This window comes from Achromobacter sp. RT286_PF, assembly GCF_059760425.1.
Window position 1 is genome coordinate 404,753 of record NZ_JCBAMR010000001.1, and the last position, 16,120, is coordinate 420,872.

15 protein-coding genes are annotated in these 16,120 nt (G+C 64.1%); 8 read left to right on the top strand and 7 right to left on the bottom strand.

The genetic code is table 11. The annotated features are described in order from the left end of the window. Positions 1-20 precede the first annotated feature (20 nt). From AC6LJY_RS01820 to fdxA, 3 genes are all read right to left on the bottom strand, one after another. Positions 21-1,247, bottom strand: coding sequence for a polyhydroxyalkanoate depolymerase (locus tag AC6LJY_RS01820; RefSeq protein ID WP_046802577.1), 1,227 nt, complete (start codon positions 1,245-1,247; stop codon positions 21-23). Positions 1,248-1,459: 212 nt separating this feature from the next. Beyond that, positions 1,460-2,260, bottom strand: coding sequence for a ferredoxin--NADP reductase (locus AC6LJY_RS01825; protein WP_498135143.1), 801 nt, complete (start codon positions 2,258-2,260; stop codon positions 1,460-1,462). Positions 2,261-2,309: 49 nt separating this feature from the next. Next, on the bottom strand, positions 2,310-2,633 hold the full coding sequence (gene fdxA / locus AC6LJY_RS01830; protein ID WP_006218015.1) for a ferredoxin FdxA: 324 nt from the start codon (positions 2,631-2,633) through the stop codon (positions 2,310-2,312). 123 nt (positions 2,634-2,756) lie between these two features. Here fdxA and pncB point away from each other — a divergent pair, with 123 nt between their 5' ends. Both pncB and AC6LJY_RS01840 read left to right on the top strand, forming a co-directional pair. Continuing rightward, a complete protein-coding gene (gene pncB, locus AC6LJY_RS01835) occupies positions 2,757-3,965 on the top strand; it encodes a nicotinate phosphoribosyltransferase (protein WP_100857897.1) in 1,209 nt (402 codons plus the stop codon). A gap of 71 nt (positions 3,966-4,036) precedes the next feature. Then, the gene (locus AC6LJY_RS01840) at positions 4,037-4,387 is read left to right on the top strand and encodes a RidA family protein (protein WP_006218017.1); all 351 of its coding nucleotides are present in this window, start codon (positions 4,037-4,039) and stop codon (positions 4,385-4,387) included. Positions 4,388-4,463: 76 nt separating this feature from the next. Here AC6LJY_RS01840 and AC6LJY_RS01845 read toward each other — a convergent pair whose 3' ends face one another. Together AC6LJY_RS01845 and AC6LJY_RS01850 are read right to left on the bottom strand one after the other, a co-directional pair. Next, positions 4,464-4,973, bottom strand: a complete 510-nt coding sequence (locus AC6LJY_RS01845; protein ID WP_498135144.1) for an NAD(P)H-dependent oxidoreductase — start codon at positions 4,971-4,973, stop codon at positions 4,464-4,466. Continuing rightward, the gene (locus AC6LJY_RS01850; RefSeq protein ID WP_498135145.1) at positions 4,970-5,803 is read right to left on the bottom strand and encodes a M90 family metallopeptidase; all 834 of its coding nucleotides are present in this window, start codon (positions 5,801-5,803) and stop codon (positions 4,970-4,972) included. The genes AC6LJY_RS01845 and AC6LJY_RS01850 overlap by 4 nt, the downstream gene beginning before the upstream one ends. A gap of 104 nt (positions 5,804-5,907) precedes the next feature. Here AC6LJY_RS01850 and AC6LJY_RS01855 point away from each other — a divergent pair, with 104 nt between their 5' ends. Further along, positions 5,908-8,217 (top strand): RelA/SpoT family protein, encoded by a 2,310-nt coding sequence (locus AC6LJY_RS01855; RefSeq protein ID WP_046802582.1) that lies wholly within the window; start codon positions 5,908-5,910, stop codon positions 8,215-8,217. A gap of 39 nt (positions 8,218-8,256) precedes the next feature. Here the strand turns inward: AC6LJY_RS01855 and AC6LJY_RS01860 are convergent, their stop codons facing one another. After that, positions 8,257-9,570 carry an MFS transporter gene (locus AC6LJY_RS01860; protein WP_104143007.1) on the bottom strand — a complete coding sequence of 438 codons (1,314 nt, stop codon included), beginning with the start codon at positions 9,568-9,570 and terminating at the stop codon, positions 8,257-8,259. Between the two features lie 134 nt (positions 9,571-9,704). On the opposite strand from AC6LJY_RS01860, the gene argE reads away from it, so the two are divergent. From argE to AC6LJY_RS01885, 5 genes are all read left to right on the top strand, one after another. Further along, complete coding sequence (argE, locus tag AC6LJY_RS01865; protein ID WP_104143008.1) at positions 9,705-10,856, top strand: acetylornithine deacetylase; 1,152 nt, start codon at positions 9,705-9,707, stop codon at positions 10,854-10,856. A gap of 126 nt (positions 10,857-10,982) precedes the next feature. Further along, a complete protein-coding gene (gene trpB / locus AC6LJY_RS01870) occupies positions 10,983-12,182 on the top strand; it encodes a tryptophan synthase subunit beta (RefSeq protein ID WP_314361549.1) in 1,200 nt (399 codons plus the stop codon). Between the two features lie 4 nt (positions 12,183-12,186). Further along, positions 12,187-13,050 carry a tryptophan synthase subunit alpha gene (trpA, locus tag AC6LJY_RS01875; RefSeq protein WP_314361546.1) on the top strand — a complete coding sequence of 288 codons (864 nt, stop codon included), beginning with the start codon at positions 12,187-12,189 and terminating at the stop codon, positions 13,048-13,050. Between the two features lie 36 nt (positions 13,051-13,086). Next, complete coding sequence (gene accD, locus AC6LJY_RS01880; protein WP_046802586.1) at positions 13,087-13,962, top strand: acetyl-CoA carboxylase, carboxyltransferase subunit beta; 876 nt, start codon at positions 13,087-13,089, stop codon at positions 13,960-13,962. A gap of 232 nt (positions 13,963-14,194) precedes the next feature. After that, complete coding sequence (locus tag AC6LJY_RS01885) at positions 14,195-14,743, top strand: acyloxyacyl hydrolase (protein WP_219991869.1); 549 nt, start codon at positions 14,195-14,197, stop codon at positions 14,741-14,743. Positions 14,744-14,875: 132 nt separating this feature from the next. Here the strand turns inward: AC6LJY_RS01885 and AC6LJY_RS01890 are convergent, their stop codons facing one another. After that, positions 14,876-15,934: a hypothetical protein gene (locus AC6LJY_RS01890; RefSeq protein WP_498135146.1), complete on the bottom strand. Its 1,059-nt coding sequence runs from the start codon at positions 15,932-15,934 to the stop codon at positions 14,876-14,878. Positions 15,935-16,120 lie beyond the last annotated feature (186 nt).

The window sequence follows — 16,120 nt, forward strand, 5'->3', positions numbered from 1 at the left end:
AGGACGGCGCCTTGCCGTCGTCAAGCCGATTGCCGGATGAACTCGGCAATTTTAGGACAGATCATTTCGCGCCAGCGGCGGCCCGAGAAAATGCCGTAATGGCCGCAATTGGGCGCCGTGTAATGCGACTTGCGCTCGGCCGGAATGTTCTTGCACAGCTTGATGGCGGCGCGCGTCTGGCCCTGGCCCGAAATATCGTCAAGCTCGCCTTCGATGGTGAACAGGGCAACCTTTTTGATATCGGCGGGGCGCACGGTCTGGCCGTCCACTTCCCAGGTGCCGCTGGGCAAGGCGAAGTCCTGGAACACCATCTTGATCGTGTCCAGGTAGAACTCGGCCGGCATGTCCAGCACGGCGTTGTATTCGTCGTAGAAACGGCGATGCGCTTCGGCGTCGCTGTCATCGCCACGCAGCAGGTCCAGATAGAACTCGTAGTGCGACTTCATGTGGCGATCGGGGTTCATGGCCATGAACCCGGCGTGCTGCAGGAAGCCGGGGTAGACCTTGCGGCCGGCCCCCGGATAGCGTGGCGGCACCGGGTGGATCACCTGGTTTTCAAACCACGAATACGGCTTGGTGGTGGCCAGGCGATTGACCTGCGTGGGCGACTGGCGCGGGTCGATGGGGCCGCCCATCATCACCATGCTGCGCGGCTGGCAGGGGTCGTTGGCGGTGGCCATCAACGACACGGCGGCCAGCACCGGCACGGTGGGTTGGCAAACCGAAATCACGTGCACGTCAGGACCCAGATGGCGGATGAAATCCTGCACATAGCGGACGTAGTCGTTCAAATGGAACGGCCCGGCCGACAGCGGCACCATGCGGGCGTCGACCCAATCCGTCACGTAGACGTCATGGCCGGGCAGCAGGGCGCGCACGGTGTCGCGCAGCAAGGTGGCGTGGTGGCCGGACAGCGGCGCCACCAGCAGCACTTTCGGGTCGTCCTTGCCGGCGCCGCGCACGTCGCGGTGAAAGTGCACCAGGCGGCAAAAGGGCTTGTCCAGCGCAACGGTTTCGGTCACGCGGACCGATTTGCCGTTGATGTCGGTGGCGGGCAGATTCCAGGCGGGCTTCTGGTATTCCTTGCCGATACGCGTCATCAGCTCATACCCGGCGGCCATTTGGCGGGAAATCGGGGTGTAAGCGAGGGGGCTGTAGGGGCTGGAGAACAGCTGAGAACCGGCATCCGTGAATGCAGCGAACGGAGTCAGGAAGGCGCGCTGCATTTCGTGCAATTGGTACAGCATTTGGGTGATGTCCTTCTGGGTCGTGCGTGTGCCCCGATTATTGCGCCGAGGACTAAAGATATATCCAATCAGCCTAAAGAAACTGCCGCAAGAACCGGGAATATGTTGCTAAAAAGAGACCCGTCATCCCATTAAGCACCAGTTTAGGGCGTTTTACCGCCTTGCACAGAGACCAAACGGAGGATTTATGCACTACGCCAGGTAGTGCGGGATCACCAGTAATTTTCCACCGCCAAGTTGCCGGGAATACCCCGGCGGCCTGGTTTGAAACCGCGTTCGCCCAGCAGCTTGCGGGCGTCCGCCAGCATGTCGGGGTTACCGCAAAGCATGATCTTGGCCTGCTCCGGATCCAGGGGCAGCCCAGCCAATTGCTCCAGCCGGCCATCGGCGATAAGCGTGGTCAGGCGTTCTTGCGGCCTGCCGGGCAGGGCTTCCCGCGTGGCAATGGGCAGGTAGACAAGCTTTTGCGGGTCAGCCGCGAACAGGTCAGCCAGTTCGGGGCGATTGCGTGATGATTCGATCTCTTCGCGGTAAGCAAGTTCCGCAACGGTGCGCACGCCGTGCACCAGGACGATGCGGCGGTAGGCGCGCCAGGTGGCCGGATCGCGCAACAAAGACAGGTAGGCGGACAGCCCCGTGCCGGAGGCCAGCAGCCAAAGGTCGCCGCCGGGCGCAAAGCGCTCAAGGGTCAGGAAGCCGTAGGGCGTTTTTTCAACGTAGAGCGCGTCGCCGGGACGCAATTGCGCCATGCGCGGGCTGAACAGGCCGTCGGGCACAACGATGGAATAGAACTCCAGCCCGGACTCTTGGGGGGCGGAAACCATGGAATACGCGCGCCACAGGGTGGGCGGACCATGGGGATCGTCGGCGCCGGGCAAACCGACACGGGCAAATTGGCCCGGCACGAACGTATACGCGTCATCGCGCGTTACGCGCAAAGAGAACAGCTTGTCGGGCACCCAGGTGTGAACGTGGGTTACGGTCTGGCGCGTGTATTTGGAGTCGTCGGTCATCGAGGCATCGCACGAGGCCGGCTGCCCAGGGGGCGCCGGCCGTCGCGGATTATTTTTCCAGGTATTGCAGCTTGTCCTGCTTGCCGTTCCAGTCGTCGGCGTCCGGCAGGGGCTTCTTGGCGCGGCTGATGCTGGCGAACTCGGGGGAAAGTTCGGCGTTCAGCGCGATGAAATTCAGTTGGTCCTGCGGTACGTCTTCTTCGGCGTAGATCGCATTGGCCGGGCATTCGGGGATGCAGACGGCGCAGTCGATGCATTCGTCCGGGTCGATCACGAGGAAGTTCGGACCCTCACGAAAACAGTCCACCGGGCACACATCAACGCAATCGGTGTACTTGCACTTAATACAGTTTTCGGTGACAACGTGGGTCATTCAGGAACTCCGGGATCGGCGGCTTTTGTGTCTTGTTGGGCGGATTTTACCCAATGCGCGCCGGATGTGCCGGTAATACCCGTATTGACATCGTGGCCCATGGCCCTGAACGCCGGGTTCTCTATGCTATGGTGTCGCGAAACGATACGCGCAACCATGATAATCACTTCGCTGCTCGACACCGATCTGTATAAATTCAGCATGATGCAGGTGGTACTGCATCAGTTTCCCGCTGCACAGGTCGAGTACCGTTACAAGTGCCGCACCGCCGGGGCCGACCTGCGCCCCTATCTGGATGAAATCCGCGAAGAAGTGCACCAGCTGTGCCAGCTGCGCTTCACCCAGGACGAACTGGATTATCTGGGCGGCTTGCGTTTCATCAAAAGCGACTTTGTCGACTTCCTCGGCTTGTTCCACCTGCCCGAGCGCTGCATCCACATCAGCGAAGGCGACGCGCCCGGCGAGATCTCGATCGAAGTGAAAGGCCCGTGGCTGCACACGATCCTGTTCGAGATCCCCGTGCTGGCCATCGTCAACGAGGTCTATTTCCGCAACACGCGCAAGAATCCCGATTGGGAAGAAGGGCGTCAGCGCTTGCAGTCGAAGATGCACCTGGTGCTGGACGACCCCGCGCTGGCTGATTTCCGCGTGGCCGAGTACGGCACGCGCCGCCGCTTCTCGAAGGTCTGGCACCAGGAAGTGGTGTCCACCATGAAGGCCCAGATGGGCGAGCACTTCGCCGGCACCAGCAACGTGCTGTTGGCCAAGCAGCATGAAGTGCTGCCGCTGGGCACGATGGGCCACGAATACCTGCAAGCCTGCCAGGCGCTGGGCCCGCGCCTGCGCGATTCGCAAGTGTTTGCGCTGGAAGTCTGGGCCAAGGAATATCGCGGCGACCTGGGTATTGCGCTGTCGGACGTCTACGGCATGGACGCGTTCCTGCGCGACTTCGACATGTACTTCTGCAAGCTGTTCGACGGCGCCCGCCACGATTCCGGCGATCCTTTCGTCTGGGGCGAACGCCTGCTGGAGCACTACCGCAAGAACCGTGTGGACCCGCGCGCCAAGACCCTGGTGTTCTCGGATTCGCTGACCTTCCCACGCGCCATCGAACTGGCGCGCCAGTTTGCCGGCCGCTGCAAGGTGTCGTTTGGCATCGGCACCAACCTGACCAACGACCTGGGCCACGAGCCTTTGCAGATCGTCATGAAGATGGTCCGCTGCAACGGCCAGCCTGTGGCCAAGGTGTCGGACGCGCCCGAAAAAACCATGTGTGACGATCCCGCCTACCTGGCCTATTTGCGTCAGGTGTTCCAGCTGCCTCCCGCCTGAAAGCGGCTCGGGGTAAATTGCTGGTTTCTTGTTTTGATCCAACCCACCACTCGAATCCAAGGGGAATATTCATGAGCAGCATCAAGCGCTTTCACGTAGCCAAGCGCCTGTCGGACATGGCCGTGTACAACGGTGTCGCGTACCTGGCTGGCCAGGTGCCGGACGACGCCAAGCTGGACATCACCGGCCAGACCGAACAAGTGCTGGCCACGATCGATCGCCTGCTGGCTGAAGCCGGCACCGACAAGACCAAGATCCTGATGGCCCAGATCTACGTGGCCAACATCAAGGAATTCGATGGCATGAACAAGGCCTGGGACGCTTGGGTTGCCGACGGCAATTCGCCCCCGCGCGCCACGGTCGAAGCCCGCCTGGCCAATCCCGACTTCAAGGTCGAGATCATCGTGACGGCCGCTATCTAAGCGATCTAAGCGACATCCGTCCGCCAGCAAGAGCCCTTCGGCATGCCGAAGGGCTTTTTTATGTGCGCCGCTGCCCTCAGCCGCCCGTCAAAACCAGCGCCGCAAGCAGCCCGCCCAGTTCCTCGCAGCGGTCAAGATCCGCCTGGGGCACGACCTTGTCCGCCAGGATCTGCTGCGCCGACTGCGCGCCCAGGTTGACGATCAGCGCGGGCGCCACCGGCTTTAGCCGCCAGCCCGTGCAGATGCGCTCGACCTGCCGCGCCGCGCCCGTGCCGTCGCTGCCCGCACTGGTCGCGCACGCGTAGGGCCGGCCCTGGATGCGGTCCAGCACCGCGTAGTAGTTGCGGTCAAAGCATTCTTTCATTTCGCCGCTCAGACTGGCCAGGTTTTCGGGCGCGCAGAACAAAAAGCCATGGCTGGCCAGGATGACGTCGGCGTCAACGTCGGCCGCGCGCCGCATTTCAATGTGCAGTTCGCCCGCCTGGTCCAGCTGCGTGGCCGCCGCCGACGCGCCACGCGCTGCCGCTTCGGCCACCTGCCGTGCGGCGCCGGTGCGCGAGTGCCAGGCGATCAGCAGCTGTTTCATGCGTAGCGCCCCAGCGTGTCCTGCCGGTAGTACGCCCGCAGCAGCGCGTGCCATTCGGGTAGCGCCTGGTGCAAGGGGGCGGGGTCGACAAAGAAATGTTCGGAGCTGACGGCGAAAAATTCCGCCTCGTCGGTGGCCGCGTAGGGGTCCAGCGGCAACTGGCCGTACCAGGCGTCCGCCTCTTCGCTTTCCGGGTCCACGTCGGGCGGGATGGCGGCTTCGACGGCTTCCAGTGCGGCAATGAAGCGGTCCAGGCTGTCGTCCAGCACGCGGCGCCACACCTGCGGTTTCAGGTCGGGGTGCGCGGACAGCGCCGGCATGCCGTCGGCCAGGCCCGAACGCAAATCCAGCTTGTGGGCGAATTCGTGGATGATGACGTTGAAGCCGCCGTCAGAAAACTGCGTGTCTTCCCAGGACAACACCAGCGGGCCGCCTTCCCAGGCTTCGCCCGCGGCGTCTTCGATGAATTCGTGCACCACGCCGTCTTCATCCTGGCGCGTGCGCGGGATACGGAAGCTGGCCGGATACACGATGATTTCGTCCCAACCTTCGTACAGCTCGGGCGACAGGTTCAGGATGGGCAGGCTGGCTTGCGCCGCGATTGACAGGCGCATGAAGTCCGAGACCTCCAGGCCCTGCGCGCCGTTGATGGTTTTACTGGCCAGCAGCCAGGCGGACCGCGCGAGCAATTGCGCGGTTTCCTCGGCATTCAATGCCGCCAGGAACGGGTAGGCATCCAGCACCTGCCGCCACAGCTGCGGCGCGATGCGGGCTTGCATTTCGGCCACTTCCGAGGGGCGGGCGCCCCGGCCCTTGAGCCAGCGCAACATAAGCTTTGGTTCCTTGTATATGCCGGATATGGCAGGGGATTCAGCACGATCAAACGCTAGTGTAGAGTGTCGGGATATCAACCAACCCGTGCATTGCGCCAGTCATGTCCGCCCCGCCTGTTATCGACGCGCCTTCGCCTTTCGACGCTTCCTGGCGGCAGGAGGTAGGCGCGGGCCTGGACGCCGATGGCGTTGCGCTGATCGACCAGGCCGTGACCTGGGCCATCCCCCGATTTGAAGGCCAGCACGCCCTGACCGGCGAGCCGCTGGCCAGCCACGGCGCCGGCGTCGTGCGCATCCTGGCCGCGCTGCACACCGACGCCGCCACCCGCGCCGCCGCGCTGTTGGCCGCCTTGCCCACTGACTTGATGGCGCCCGCGCCCGCCTTGCGCAACGACCCGGTCGCGGCGGCGTTCGGCGCCGAAGTGGCGCGGCTGGTCCAGGGCACGCGCGCGCTGCTGCGCCTGGGCGTGGTGGCACGGCAAGCCAGCGATGCCGAAGCCGAAAGCGGCTCGCAAAAAGAAATGCAGCGCAAGATGCTGCTGGCCATGGCAGCCGATCTGCGCATTGTGCTGATGCGTCTGGCCTCGCGGCTGCGCACCTTGCGTTGGCATGCCGAAAGCAAGGCCCCGTGCTCTACCGATTTTGCGCGCGAGACGCTGGACCTGTACGCCCCGCTGGCCAACCGCCTGGGCATCTGGCAAATCAAATGGGAAATGGAAGACCTGTCTTTCCGCTTCCTGGAACCCGACCGCTACAAGCAGATTGCGCGCCTGCTGGAAGAAAAGCGGGTTGAGCGCGAGGCCTTCATCGCCGGCGCCATCGACCGCCTGCAAACGGCGCTGACCAAGGCGGGCATCGATGCCGAAGTCAGCGGCCGGCCCAAGCATATCTACAGCATCTGGAACAAGATGCGCGTCAAGCGCCTGGACTTTGCCCAGATGTACGACCTGCGCGCGCTGCGCATCATCGTCGAGGACGTGCGCGCCTGCTATACGGCGCTGGGTCTGGTGCACGAGATGTGGACGCCGCTGTCCAACGAGTTCGATGACTACATCTCGCGGCCCAAGCCCAACGGCTACCGGTCGCTGCACACCGTGGTGGCCGATGACGACGGCCGGCCCTTTGAAGTGCAGATCCGCACGCGCGAAATGCACCAGTTTGCCGAATACGGCATGGCCGCGCACTGGCGCTACAAAGAAGCCGGGGCCAAGGGCGGGCAAGTGGCTGCGTCCAGCGAATACGATCGCCAATTGGCCTGGATGCGTCAGCTGCTAGCCTGGAACACCGATGTGGAAGGCGGCGGCCAGCCCGGGCAAGAGCCCGGCAAGCCCGACGCCGCCAAGGCGGAAACCGGCAAGCCCGCGTCCGGCAAACCCGGGTCCAGCAAGAACCGCAACCTGGTCAAACCGCCGGCCCACACCGACGAGCGCATCTACGTGTTGACCCCGCAGGCACGCGTGATCGAGCTGCCCGCCGGCGCTACGCCGGTGGACTTTGCCTATCACCTGCATACCGATCTGGGCCACCGCTGCCGGGGTGCGCGCGTTGATGGCCAGATGGTGCCGTTGCAGACGCATTTGTCCACGGGCCAGACCGTCGAGATCATCTCCGCCAAGTCGGGCGGGCCGTCACGCGATTGGCTCAACCCGCAGCTGGGTTTTTTGGCCAGCCCGCGGGCGCGCGCCAAGGTTCGGATGTGGTTCAACGCCATTGAATTGCAGCAGCGCATTACGCAGGGCCAGGCGCTGGTTGAAAAAGAACTGCAACGGCTGGGCAAGACGGCCGTCAACCTGGAACAACTGGCGCAGAACCTGGGCTTTGCCCGCGCCGATGACCTGTACGTGGCGGCGGCCAAGGAAGAATTCAGCCTGCGCCAGATCGACAGTGTGTTCCAGCAGCCGGCGCCTGCCACCGAACCGCAACCGGCCGCGCTGCGCCACGCCAGCGCGGGCAGCGCCGAGAAAAGCGGCAAGAGCGGCGTGTTGGTGGTGGGCGTGGGCTCGCTATTGACGCAATTGGCGCGTTGCTGCCGCCCCGCGCCGCCCGACGCCATCGCCGGCTTCGTGACGCGCGGTCGCGGCGTGTCCATCCACCGCTGCGACTGCCACAGCTACCTGGCGCTGGCCGCGCGTGAACCCGAACGCGTCATCGAGGTCGCCTGGGGCGAGACGTCGGACACCTTCTATCCCGTGGACATCAGCGTGCGCGCGCACGACCGTCCCGGCCTGTTGCGCGACCTGTCTGAAGTGTTCGCGCGCTTGCGCCTGAATGTGGTGGGCGTGAACACGCAAAGCAAGCAATCGCTGGCCCATATGGTGTTCACGGTAGAAGTGCGCGGGGGCGAATCGCTGTCCCGCGCGCTGGACGCCCTGGCCGAGGTGGCCGGCGTGTCCTCGGCGTCGCGCCGCTAGGACGCCCCCCAAGGCCGGGCGGCCCTGGGGGGCCGTGCTTTAGTGATCCAGCTGTTCGTGCGCGCGCTCGCGCATGAAGAACGAGGCGATCAGGCCCAGCGCCACGCCGAACATCACGTAGTAGGCCGGGGCCATCGGCGAACCGGTGGTCTTGATCAGCCAGGTCACGATGAACTGGGCGAAGCCGCCGAAGATCATCACGGCCACGTTGTAGGCCAGGGACAAGCCCACGGAACGCACGCGCGCCGGGAACAATTCCGCCATCACCGTGCTGAACACGCCAAAGAAGGCCGACACGAAGATGCAGACCACGATTTGCACGGTCAGCAGGCGACCGATCGACGGCGCATCCGACAGCCAGTAGTACAGCGGATACAGCACGATCAGGTAGCCGATCAGCGAACCGATCACCAGCGGGCGGCGGCCGATACGGTCGGACCAGGCGCCCATGAACGGCGTCATCAGCACCATCAGCGCGGCGCCAGCCATCTGCACCATGAAGGTGTCCTTCAGCGGCAGCTTCAGAATCTGGGTCGAATACGTGACCAGATACGTGAAGGTGATGTAGATGGACACGGTGGCGGTCACCACCAGGCCCACGCCGATCAGCGTTTCACGCGTGTGGGTCTTGACCATCTGCACCAGGCTCAGGCGCTGCACTTCACCGCGCGCGGCGGCCTGGCGGTCTTCTTCCTGCATCTGCTTGAAGACTTCGGTTTCGTCGATGTTCTTGCGGATATAGATCGCGATAGGAACAATGACCAGGCCGAAGGCAAACGGAATGCGCCAGGCCCAGGCCGCGATCTGCTCTTGCGTGAAGAACTCGGTGATCAGCGTGCCGCAGGCCGCGCCGATCAGCAGCGCCAGCATCTGGCCTGCCATTTGCCACGAGCCGTAGAAGCCGCGCTTGCCGTTGGGTGCCATTTCGATCAGCAAGGCCGTCGACGTGCCGAATTCGCCGCCCGCCGAGAAGCCCTGCAACAGGCGCGCGATCAGGATGAAGATCGGGGCCAGGATGCCGGCGGCGTGGTAGGTCGGGGCCACCGTGATCAGCGCAATCGACACGGCCATCAGGGACGTCACCATCACCATGGCGGCCTTGCGGCCTTTCTTGTCGCCGTACATCCCCAGGATGATGCCGCCCACCGGGCGCATGAAGAAGCCGACGCCGAAAATGGCCGTGGTCATCAGGATGGCGTTCAGTTCACTGCCGGGCAGGTTGGGGTCGGTGGGGAAAAACAGCTTCGCGATAATCGGCGTCATGAACGCGAAGACCAGGAAGTCATACCATTCGAGGGCGTTGCCTATGACTGCGGCCACGATGTTGCGTGTGGGAACTGCTTTGTGCTGCACGGTTTCTCCTTGGGGGCGTAATTCAATCCGGCGACATTCTAGGCGCTTAACCGGTGAACGGTCGGCCCCACCGTCCAAGACGCGGGCGCTTCCTGGCTTTACACTTGTCGCTTTTCCCCCCAAAGAGAAGTGACATGAACGCGCGCACCTGGCTGGAAACGCTGGTGGGTTTCGATACCACCAGCCGCAATTCCAATCTTGCCCTGATCGAAACCGTCCGTGATTGGCTCAAGGGCCAGGGCGTGGACGCGTGGCTGGCGCACAACCCCGAGCGCACCAAGGCCAACCTGTTCGCCACCTTGCCGGCGCAAGACGGCAACCAGCAGGGCGGCATCGTCCTGTCGGGCCACACCGACGTGGTGCCCGTGGATGGCCAGGACTGGAGCACGGACCCGTTCAAGCTCGTTGAAAAAGACGGCCTTCTCTATGGGCGTGGCGCCTGCGACATGAAGGGTTTCATCGCCGGTTCGCTGGCGCTGGTGCCCGAATTCATGGCCATGCCGCGCAAAAAGCCGATCCACCTGGCGTTCTCGTACGACGAGGAAGTCGGTTGCGCCGGCGCGCCGTACATGCTGGCCGACCTGCACGAACGCGGCATCCGCCCCGAAGGCTGCGTGGTGGGTGAGCCCACCGGCATGCAGGTGGTGGTGGCGCACAAGGGCATCAACCTGTTTCGCTGCAAGGTCCACGGCAAGGCGGCGCATTCGTCGCTGACCCCGCGCGGCTGCAACGCCATCGAATACGCCGCCCGCCTGATCTGCCGCATCCGCGACCTGGCAGACAGCTTCAAGGCCAACGGCCCGTACGACCAGTTCTACGACGTGCCGTTCTCCACGATGACCACCAACCAGATCCGGGGCGGCATCGCCGTCAACACCATCCCGGAATTGTGCGAATTCACCTACGAATTCCGCAACTTGCCGGGCATGCAACCCGACCAGATCCAGGCCGAAGTCGAGAAATACGTGCGTGATGAGCTCTTGCCGCGCATGCAGGCCGAATTTGACGGCGCTACCATCGAAATCGAGACGGGCGCCGCGGCCCCCGCGCTGGAGGCCTCCGAAGAAGCCGCCATTACCCAGCTGGTGCGGGCGCTGACCGAAGATCGCAGCACGCGCAAGGTGGCGTATGGCACCGAAGCGGGGCTGTTCCAGGGCATCGGCATCCCCACCGTGGTCTGCGGCCCGGGTCATATCGAGCAGGCCCACAAGCCCAACGAATTCGTGGCCATCGACCAAATGGCGTCTTGCGAGACGTTCCTGCGTCGCCTGGGCCAGTCGCTGTAAGCGGGTGGCGGGAGGGGAGGGGACCGTTGCGCGGACCCCGGCCCCGGCCGGCTCAGGTAAAATGACGGGTTGCAAACCGGATTTGCGGCTGGCAGTGGCCTGTCGCGATACCGGGGGAGATGCTTGGTGAAACCTTACGACTTTCCGGATGCCCAGGGCCATTTTGGTCCCTATGGCGGTGTTTTCGTGGCGGAAACGCTGATGCACGCGCTCGACGAGCTGCGAGCGTCCTATGACCATTACCGTGTCGATCCCGCCTTCCTGGAAGAGTTCAACTACGAACTCAAGCACTTTGTCGGCCGGCCCAGCCCGACCTATCACGCCCGACGCTGGTCGGAAATGGTGGGCGGCGCGCAAATCTGGTTCAAGCGTGAAGACCTGAACCACACCGGCGCACACAAGATCAACAACTGCATCGGCCAGGCATTGCTGGCCAAGCGCATGGGCAAGCCGCGCGTCATCGCCGAAACCGGCGCCGGCCAGCACGGCGTGGCAACCGCCACGGTGGCCGCGCGCTACGGCATGGAATGCGTTGTCTACATGGGCAGCGAAGACATTCATCGCCAGGCGTCGAACGTCTACCGCATGAAGCTGCTGGGCGCCACGGTAGTGCCGGTTACGTCAGGTTCGCGCACGCTGAAAGACGCGCTGAACGAAGCCATGCGCGACTGGGTCACCAACATCGAAAACACGTTCTACATCATCGGCACGGTGGCGGGTCCCGACCCCTATCCCCGCATGGTGCGTGATTTCCAGACCGTGATCGGCAACGAATGCCTGACGCAGATGCCCGAAGCCATCGGCCGCCAGCCCGACTACGTCGTGGCAGCGGTGGGCGGCGGATCCAACGCCATGGGCATCTTCCACCCCTACATCCCCTACGAAAACGTGCGCCTTATCGGCGTCGAAGCGGCGGGCGAGGGCATGGACAGCGGCAAGCACGCCGCTTCGCTGGCAGCGGGGCAGGTGGGCGTGTTGCACGGCAACCGCACCTACGTCATGCAGAACGCCGACGGCCAGGTACAGGAAACGCATTCGGTCTCGGCCGGCCTGGACTACCCCGGCGTGGGTCCCGAGCACGCGTGGCTGAAGGACTCGGCCCGTGCGGAATACGTGGGGATCACCGACGATGAGGCCCTGAAGGCGTTCCATGACTGCTGCCGTATCGAAGGCATCATGCCGGCGCTGGAATCGTCCCACGCCATCGCCCAGGCCGTGAAGATGGCCGCCACGCTGCCGCGCGACGCCGTCATTCTGGTCAATTTGTCGGGCCGTGGCGACAAAGACATGCATACCGTCGCCGAACGTGCCGGTATCGAGCTCTAACACCATGACAACTCGCATTGATCGTATCGCGGCCGCGTTCGCGCGTACCGCCGAATCCGGCCGTTCGGCCGCGCTGATTCCCTACATCGCGGCCGGCGACCCGTCGCCCGCGGCTACGGTTGCCCTGATGCATGCGCTGGTGGAAGCCGGCGCCGACATCGTCGAGCTGGGCGTACCGTTCTCCGACCCGATGGCCGACGGCCCCGTGATCCAGCGCGCCGCCGACCGCGCCATTGCGCAAGGCGTGGGTTTGGCCCGTGTGCTGGAACTGGTGGCCGAATTCCGTCAGCGCGATACCACCACGCCGGTGGTGCTGATGGGCTACGCCAACCCCATCGAACGCATGGGCCAGGCTGAATTTGCCGCCAACGCCGAACGCGCGGGTGTAGACGGCGTGCTGGTCGTGGACTATCCGCCTGAAGAGGTCATCGACTTCGCCGCCACCCTGGGCGCGCACGGCATTGCCCCCATTTTCCTGCTGGCGCCCACCTCCACCGAAGCGCGCATCCAGGCCGTGGCAAAAGTGGCGCGCGGCTATGTGTATTACGTGTCGCTCAAGGGCGTCACCGGCGCCGGGTCGCTCAATACCGAGGATGTGGCCGAACGCGTGGCCGTCATTCGCCGCCACATGGGCGACATTCCGGTTGGCGTGGGTTTCGGTATCCGCGACGCTGAAAGCGCGCAGCGCGTGGCTCGCGTGGCGGACGCCGTTGTCATCGGCAGCAAACTGATTGAAACGATGGAGCAGGCGGTGGCAAACGCCCCGGCTGCCCAGCAAACCAACGCTGCAGTCACCGCCGCCAGCGGCTGGCTGCGCACCATCCGGCTCGCGCTGGATCAAGTAAAACGAGACGACGCGTCGGCCTGAACGGCCGGACGCGCCCTCTAACGGGATGAAAAATCAATGAGCTGGATCGAAAAACTCCTGCCTCCTCGCATCAATAAAACCAGCGACAGCGGCGCCCGCCGCGTTCCCGAAGGCCTGTGGGTGAAATGCCCGTCGTGCGAATCGGTGCTGTACAGCGAAGACTTGGCGGCCAATCTGCACGTGTGCCCCAAGTGCGACCACCACATGCGTATCGGCGCTCGCGCGCGGATCGATTCGCTGCTGGATATGGAAGGCCGGGTTGAAATTGGCCAGAACACGCGGTCCGTGGATTCGCTGAAGTTCAAGGACACGCGCAAGTATCCCGAGCGCCTGCAAGAGGCCGTCAAGCAAACCGGTGAATCCGATGCGCTGGTGGTCATGAGCGGTTCGATTCGCGGTGTGCCGGCCACCTTGGCCTGCTTTGAATTTGAATTCATGGGCGGTTCGATGGGTTCGGTGGTGGGCGAGCGCTTCGCGCGCGGCGCCCAAGCCGCCCTGGACAACAAGACGCCGTTTATCTGTGTTGCCGCATCTGGCGGCGCGCGCATGCAGGAAAGCCTGCTGTCGCTGATGCAGATGGCCAAGACCAACGCCATGTTGACCCGCCTGTCGGCGGCCGGCCTGCCGTTTATCAGCGTACTGACCGACCCCACCATGGGCGGCGTGTCGGCCAGTTTTGCGTTCATGGGCGATGTGGTCATTGCCGAGCCCAAGGCGCTGATCGGCTTTGCCGGCCCGCGCGTGATCGAGCAGACCGTGCGCGAAAAGCTGCCGGAAGGCTTCCAGCGCTCGGAGTTTCTGCTGCAAAAGGGCGCGATCGATATGGTGGTGGACCGCCGCCAGCTGCGTGAGGAAATTGCGCGCCTGCTGGCGCTGCTGACCAACCAGCCGGCGGACGTTGTTACTGCCTGACGGGTAGTCGCAACAAATAATGCCGTCGAAAGCTCTCGCTTTCGACGGCATTTTCCGTTTGAGCCGCCACCGGTTTGTGACTCTGCTTACCGGATCTCGTATCGATTGTGACGGCGCTTTTCGGAACAGTGTTTTCCACGGCAAATTTGTTGCCTTATTGCTACAAGGCTCAAGCCATCCGACCCGTATTTTGCTATGTTGCCGGTTAGACCCAAATCTTCGGAGTTACCCCATGCTGTTGACTAACAAGAAACTGCTCGCAAGCCTCGTCGGTTTGGCAATGGCAGGCGCCGCCACGATGGCCAGCGCCCAATCGTCGGAAGGTACGCAGGGTGGCGTGAGCATGCATTACGGCATCGGCGACCATTACCAGCGCATTACCTTGAACTACGAAACGCCGTCGGTCTGGACGCACCAGTTCGGTGGCAACTGGGGTCGCCTTGACCTCACGCCCGAATTGGGCGCCTCGTACTGGTGGGCGGACGGCTCGCGTTCCCCGGGCCATGTGTGGCAGCTCAATGCTATCCCGATGTTCCGCTGGTGGACCGGCGAACGTTTCTACCTGGAAGCCGGTATCGGCGCGACGGTGTTTTCCAGCACGCGCTTCGCGGACGAAAACATCAGCACCGCCTTCCAGTTTGGCGACCACGTCGGCATGGGCTTTCTGCTGACGCCGAACAACCGCATCGGTGTGCGCTATTCGCACTTTTCCAACGCCAGCATCAAGCGCCCGAATCCTGGGCTGGATCTGGTGCAGTTGACCTACACGTACCAGTTCTAAGCCGCTTTCCGGCAAGACCATAAAACCCTCGTCACCGAGGGTTTTTTTTCGTCTGTAGATCGTGGGGGTGTTGGCGACGGACGAAAAAAAAGCCTCCGTCATCCGACGGAGGCTTTTTGGCGTGCCAGCGGCTTAGTGGCGCGTTTCGACTTGAACCAGGGGTTCATTCGACACGGTGGCAACCGGCTTGCGCTCGCGGCCAAGGCGGGTCGGCGTATGCGCGGCGGCAATGCGCAGCTGGGTTTGAGCGTGGCGGTCCGGATCGGTTTCCACCCACTTCAAGCCAGCGGCGTTGACGACGTCATGCAAGGCCTGGGCCTTGGCCGACGGCGTGGCTGCCGGTACCACGATAGGCTGCGACACGGCGGGGGCTAGGGAGGCAGCCGTCGCTGCGACAGCCGTCGCTGCGGCAGCCGGTGCTGCGGCAGCCGGCGCTGCGGTCGGGGCTTCGCGTTCACCAACCGGAGCGGGCGCCGTCACGACGGGTTCCACCTCGGCGGCCTTCACCGGCGTTTCAGCCGGAGCTTGGGCCGGCTCAGCGGCCTGCACGGCCACCGGCTCGGTCACCGAGGCAGCCGTTTGCACGGGCTGGGCCACGGGCTCGGCGGCTTGTACGGCGGCGGGCTTGGTGGCCTCGACAGGAGCGTCCACAGCGGCGGCTTGGGCCGGAGCTTCAACCGGAGCCTGTGCCGCAGCTTGGACCGGGGCTTGAGCCGGGGCGTGGGCGGGTGCTTGGGTCTGCGTTTCCACCGGAGCCTGAACCGGCGCCTGAGCCGGTGCTTCGACCTTGGCGGGCTGCGCTTCGACGGCTTGTGCTTCCGTCACCTTGGTGTCGACGGCCTGCGTCTGCACCGGCGCGGCGGTAGCGGTTTCTACCGGCGCTGCCTGGGCGGCGATGCCTTCAGCTTGATCGGCGATGTCGTCGTCGGAACCGTCGTCCAGTTGCTCGTCGCTACCGGCCAGACCTGCTTCGTCCTGGCTGCGGCGGCCACGGCGGCTGCGGCGGCGGCGGCGCTTGCGTTCCGGATCGGCGGCGCCTTCAGCACCTTCGGCCAGGGGCATGCCATCGGCGGTTTGCTCGGCGGCGTCAGCGGCGTCCGTCGACGTTTCGGTGGCGGGCTTGGTGGTGTCGGGCAGGGCGGTCGCAACGGACTGCGCCAGCGCGGCCACCATGCTTTCCTGTTCGCTCATCGGCGCGTCGGATTGGCCTTCTTCGCGGCGGGTGCGGCCACGGCCCCGGCGGGGGGTTCTACCCGCGCCGGGGTCGTCCCCCTTTTGCCGTTCACGCCTGGCGGGGGGGGTGGGGGCTCCTGCTCTTCTTAAACACTTTACACTCCCCTCCGGTGCTCGTGTGTTGAGTCGCGCTCGGCGGCACAT

Coding starts and splice junctions, on each gene's coding strand:
- AC6LJY_RS01820 (WP_046802577.1), bottom strand. CDS start 1,247: ATGCTGTACCAATTGCACGAAATGCAGCGCGCCTTCCTGACTCCGTTC.
- AC6LJY_RS01825 (WP_498135143.1), bottom strand. CDS start 2,260: ATGACCGACGACTCCAAATACACGCGCCAGACCGTAACCCACGTTCAC.
- fdxA (WP_006218015.1), bottom strand. CDS start 2,633: ATGACCCACGTTGTCACCGAAAACTGTATTAAGTGCAAGTACACCGAT.
- pncB (WP_100857897.1), top strand. CDS start 2,757: ATGCTATGGTGTCGCGAAACGATACGCGCAACCATGATAATCACTTCG.
- AC6LJY_RS01840 (WP_006218017.1), top strand. CDS start 4,037: ATGAGCAGCATCAAGCGCTTTCACGTAGCCAAGCGCCTGTCGGACATG.
- AC6LJY_RS01845 (WP_498135144.1), bottom strand. CDS start 4,973: ATGAAACAGCTGCTGATCGCCTGGCACTCGCGCACCGGCGCCGCACGG.
- AC6LJY_RS01850 (WP_498135145.1), bottom strand. CDS start 5,803: ATGTTGCGCTGGCTCAAGGGCCGGGGCGCCCGCCCCTCGGAAGTGGCC.
- AC6LJY_RS01855 (WP_046802582.1), top strand. CDS start 5,908: ATGTCCGCCCCGCCTGTTATCGACGCGCCTTCGCCTTTCGACGCTTCC.
- argE (WP_104143008.1), top strand. CDS start 9,705: ATGAACGCGCGCACCTGGCTGGAAACGCTGGTGGGTTTCGATACCACC.
- trpA (WP_314361546.1), top strand. CDS start 12,187: ATGACAACTCGCATTGATCGTATCGCGGCCGCGTTCGCGCGTACCGCC.
- accD (WP_046802586.1), top strand. CDS start 13,087: ATGAGCTGGATCGAAAAACTCCTGCCTCCTCGCATCAATAAAACCAGC.
- AC6LJY_RS01885 (WP_219991869.1), top strand. CDS start 14,195: ATGCTGTTGACTAACAAGAAACTGCTCGCAAGCCTCGTCGGTTTGGCA.
- AC6LJY_RS01890 (WP_498135146.1), bottom strand. CDS start 15,934: ATGAGCGAACAGGAAAGCATGGTGGCCGCGCTGGCGCAGTCCGTTGCG.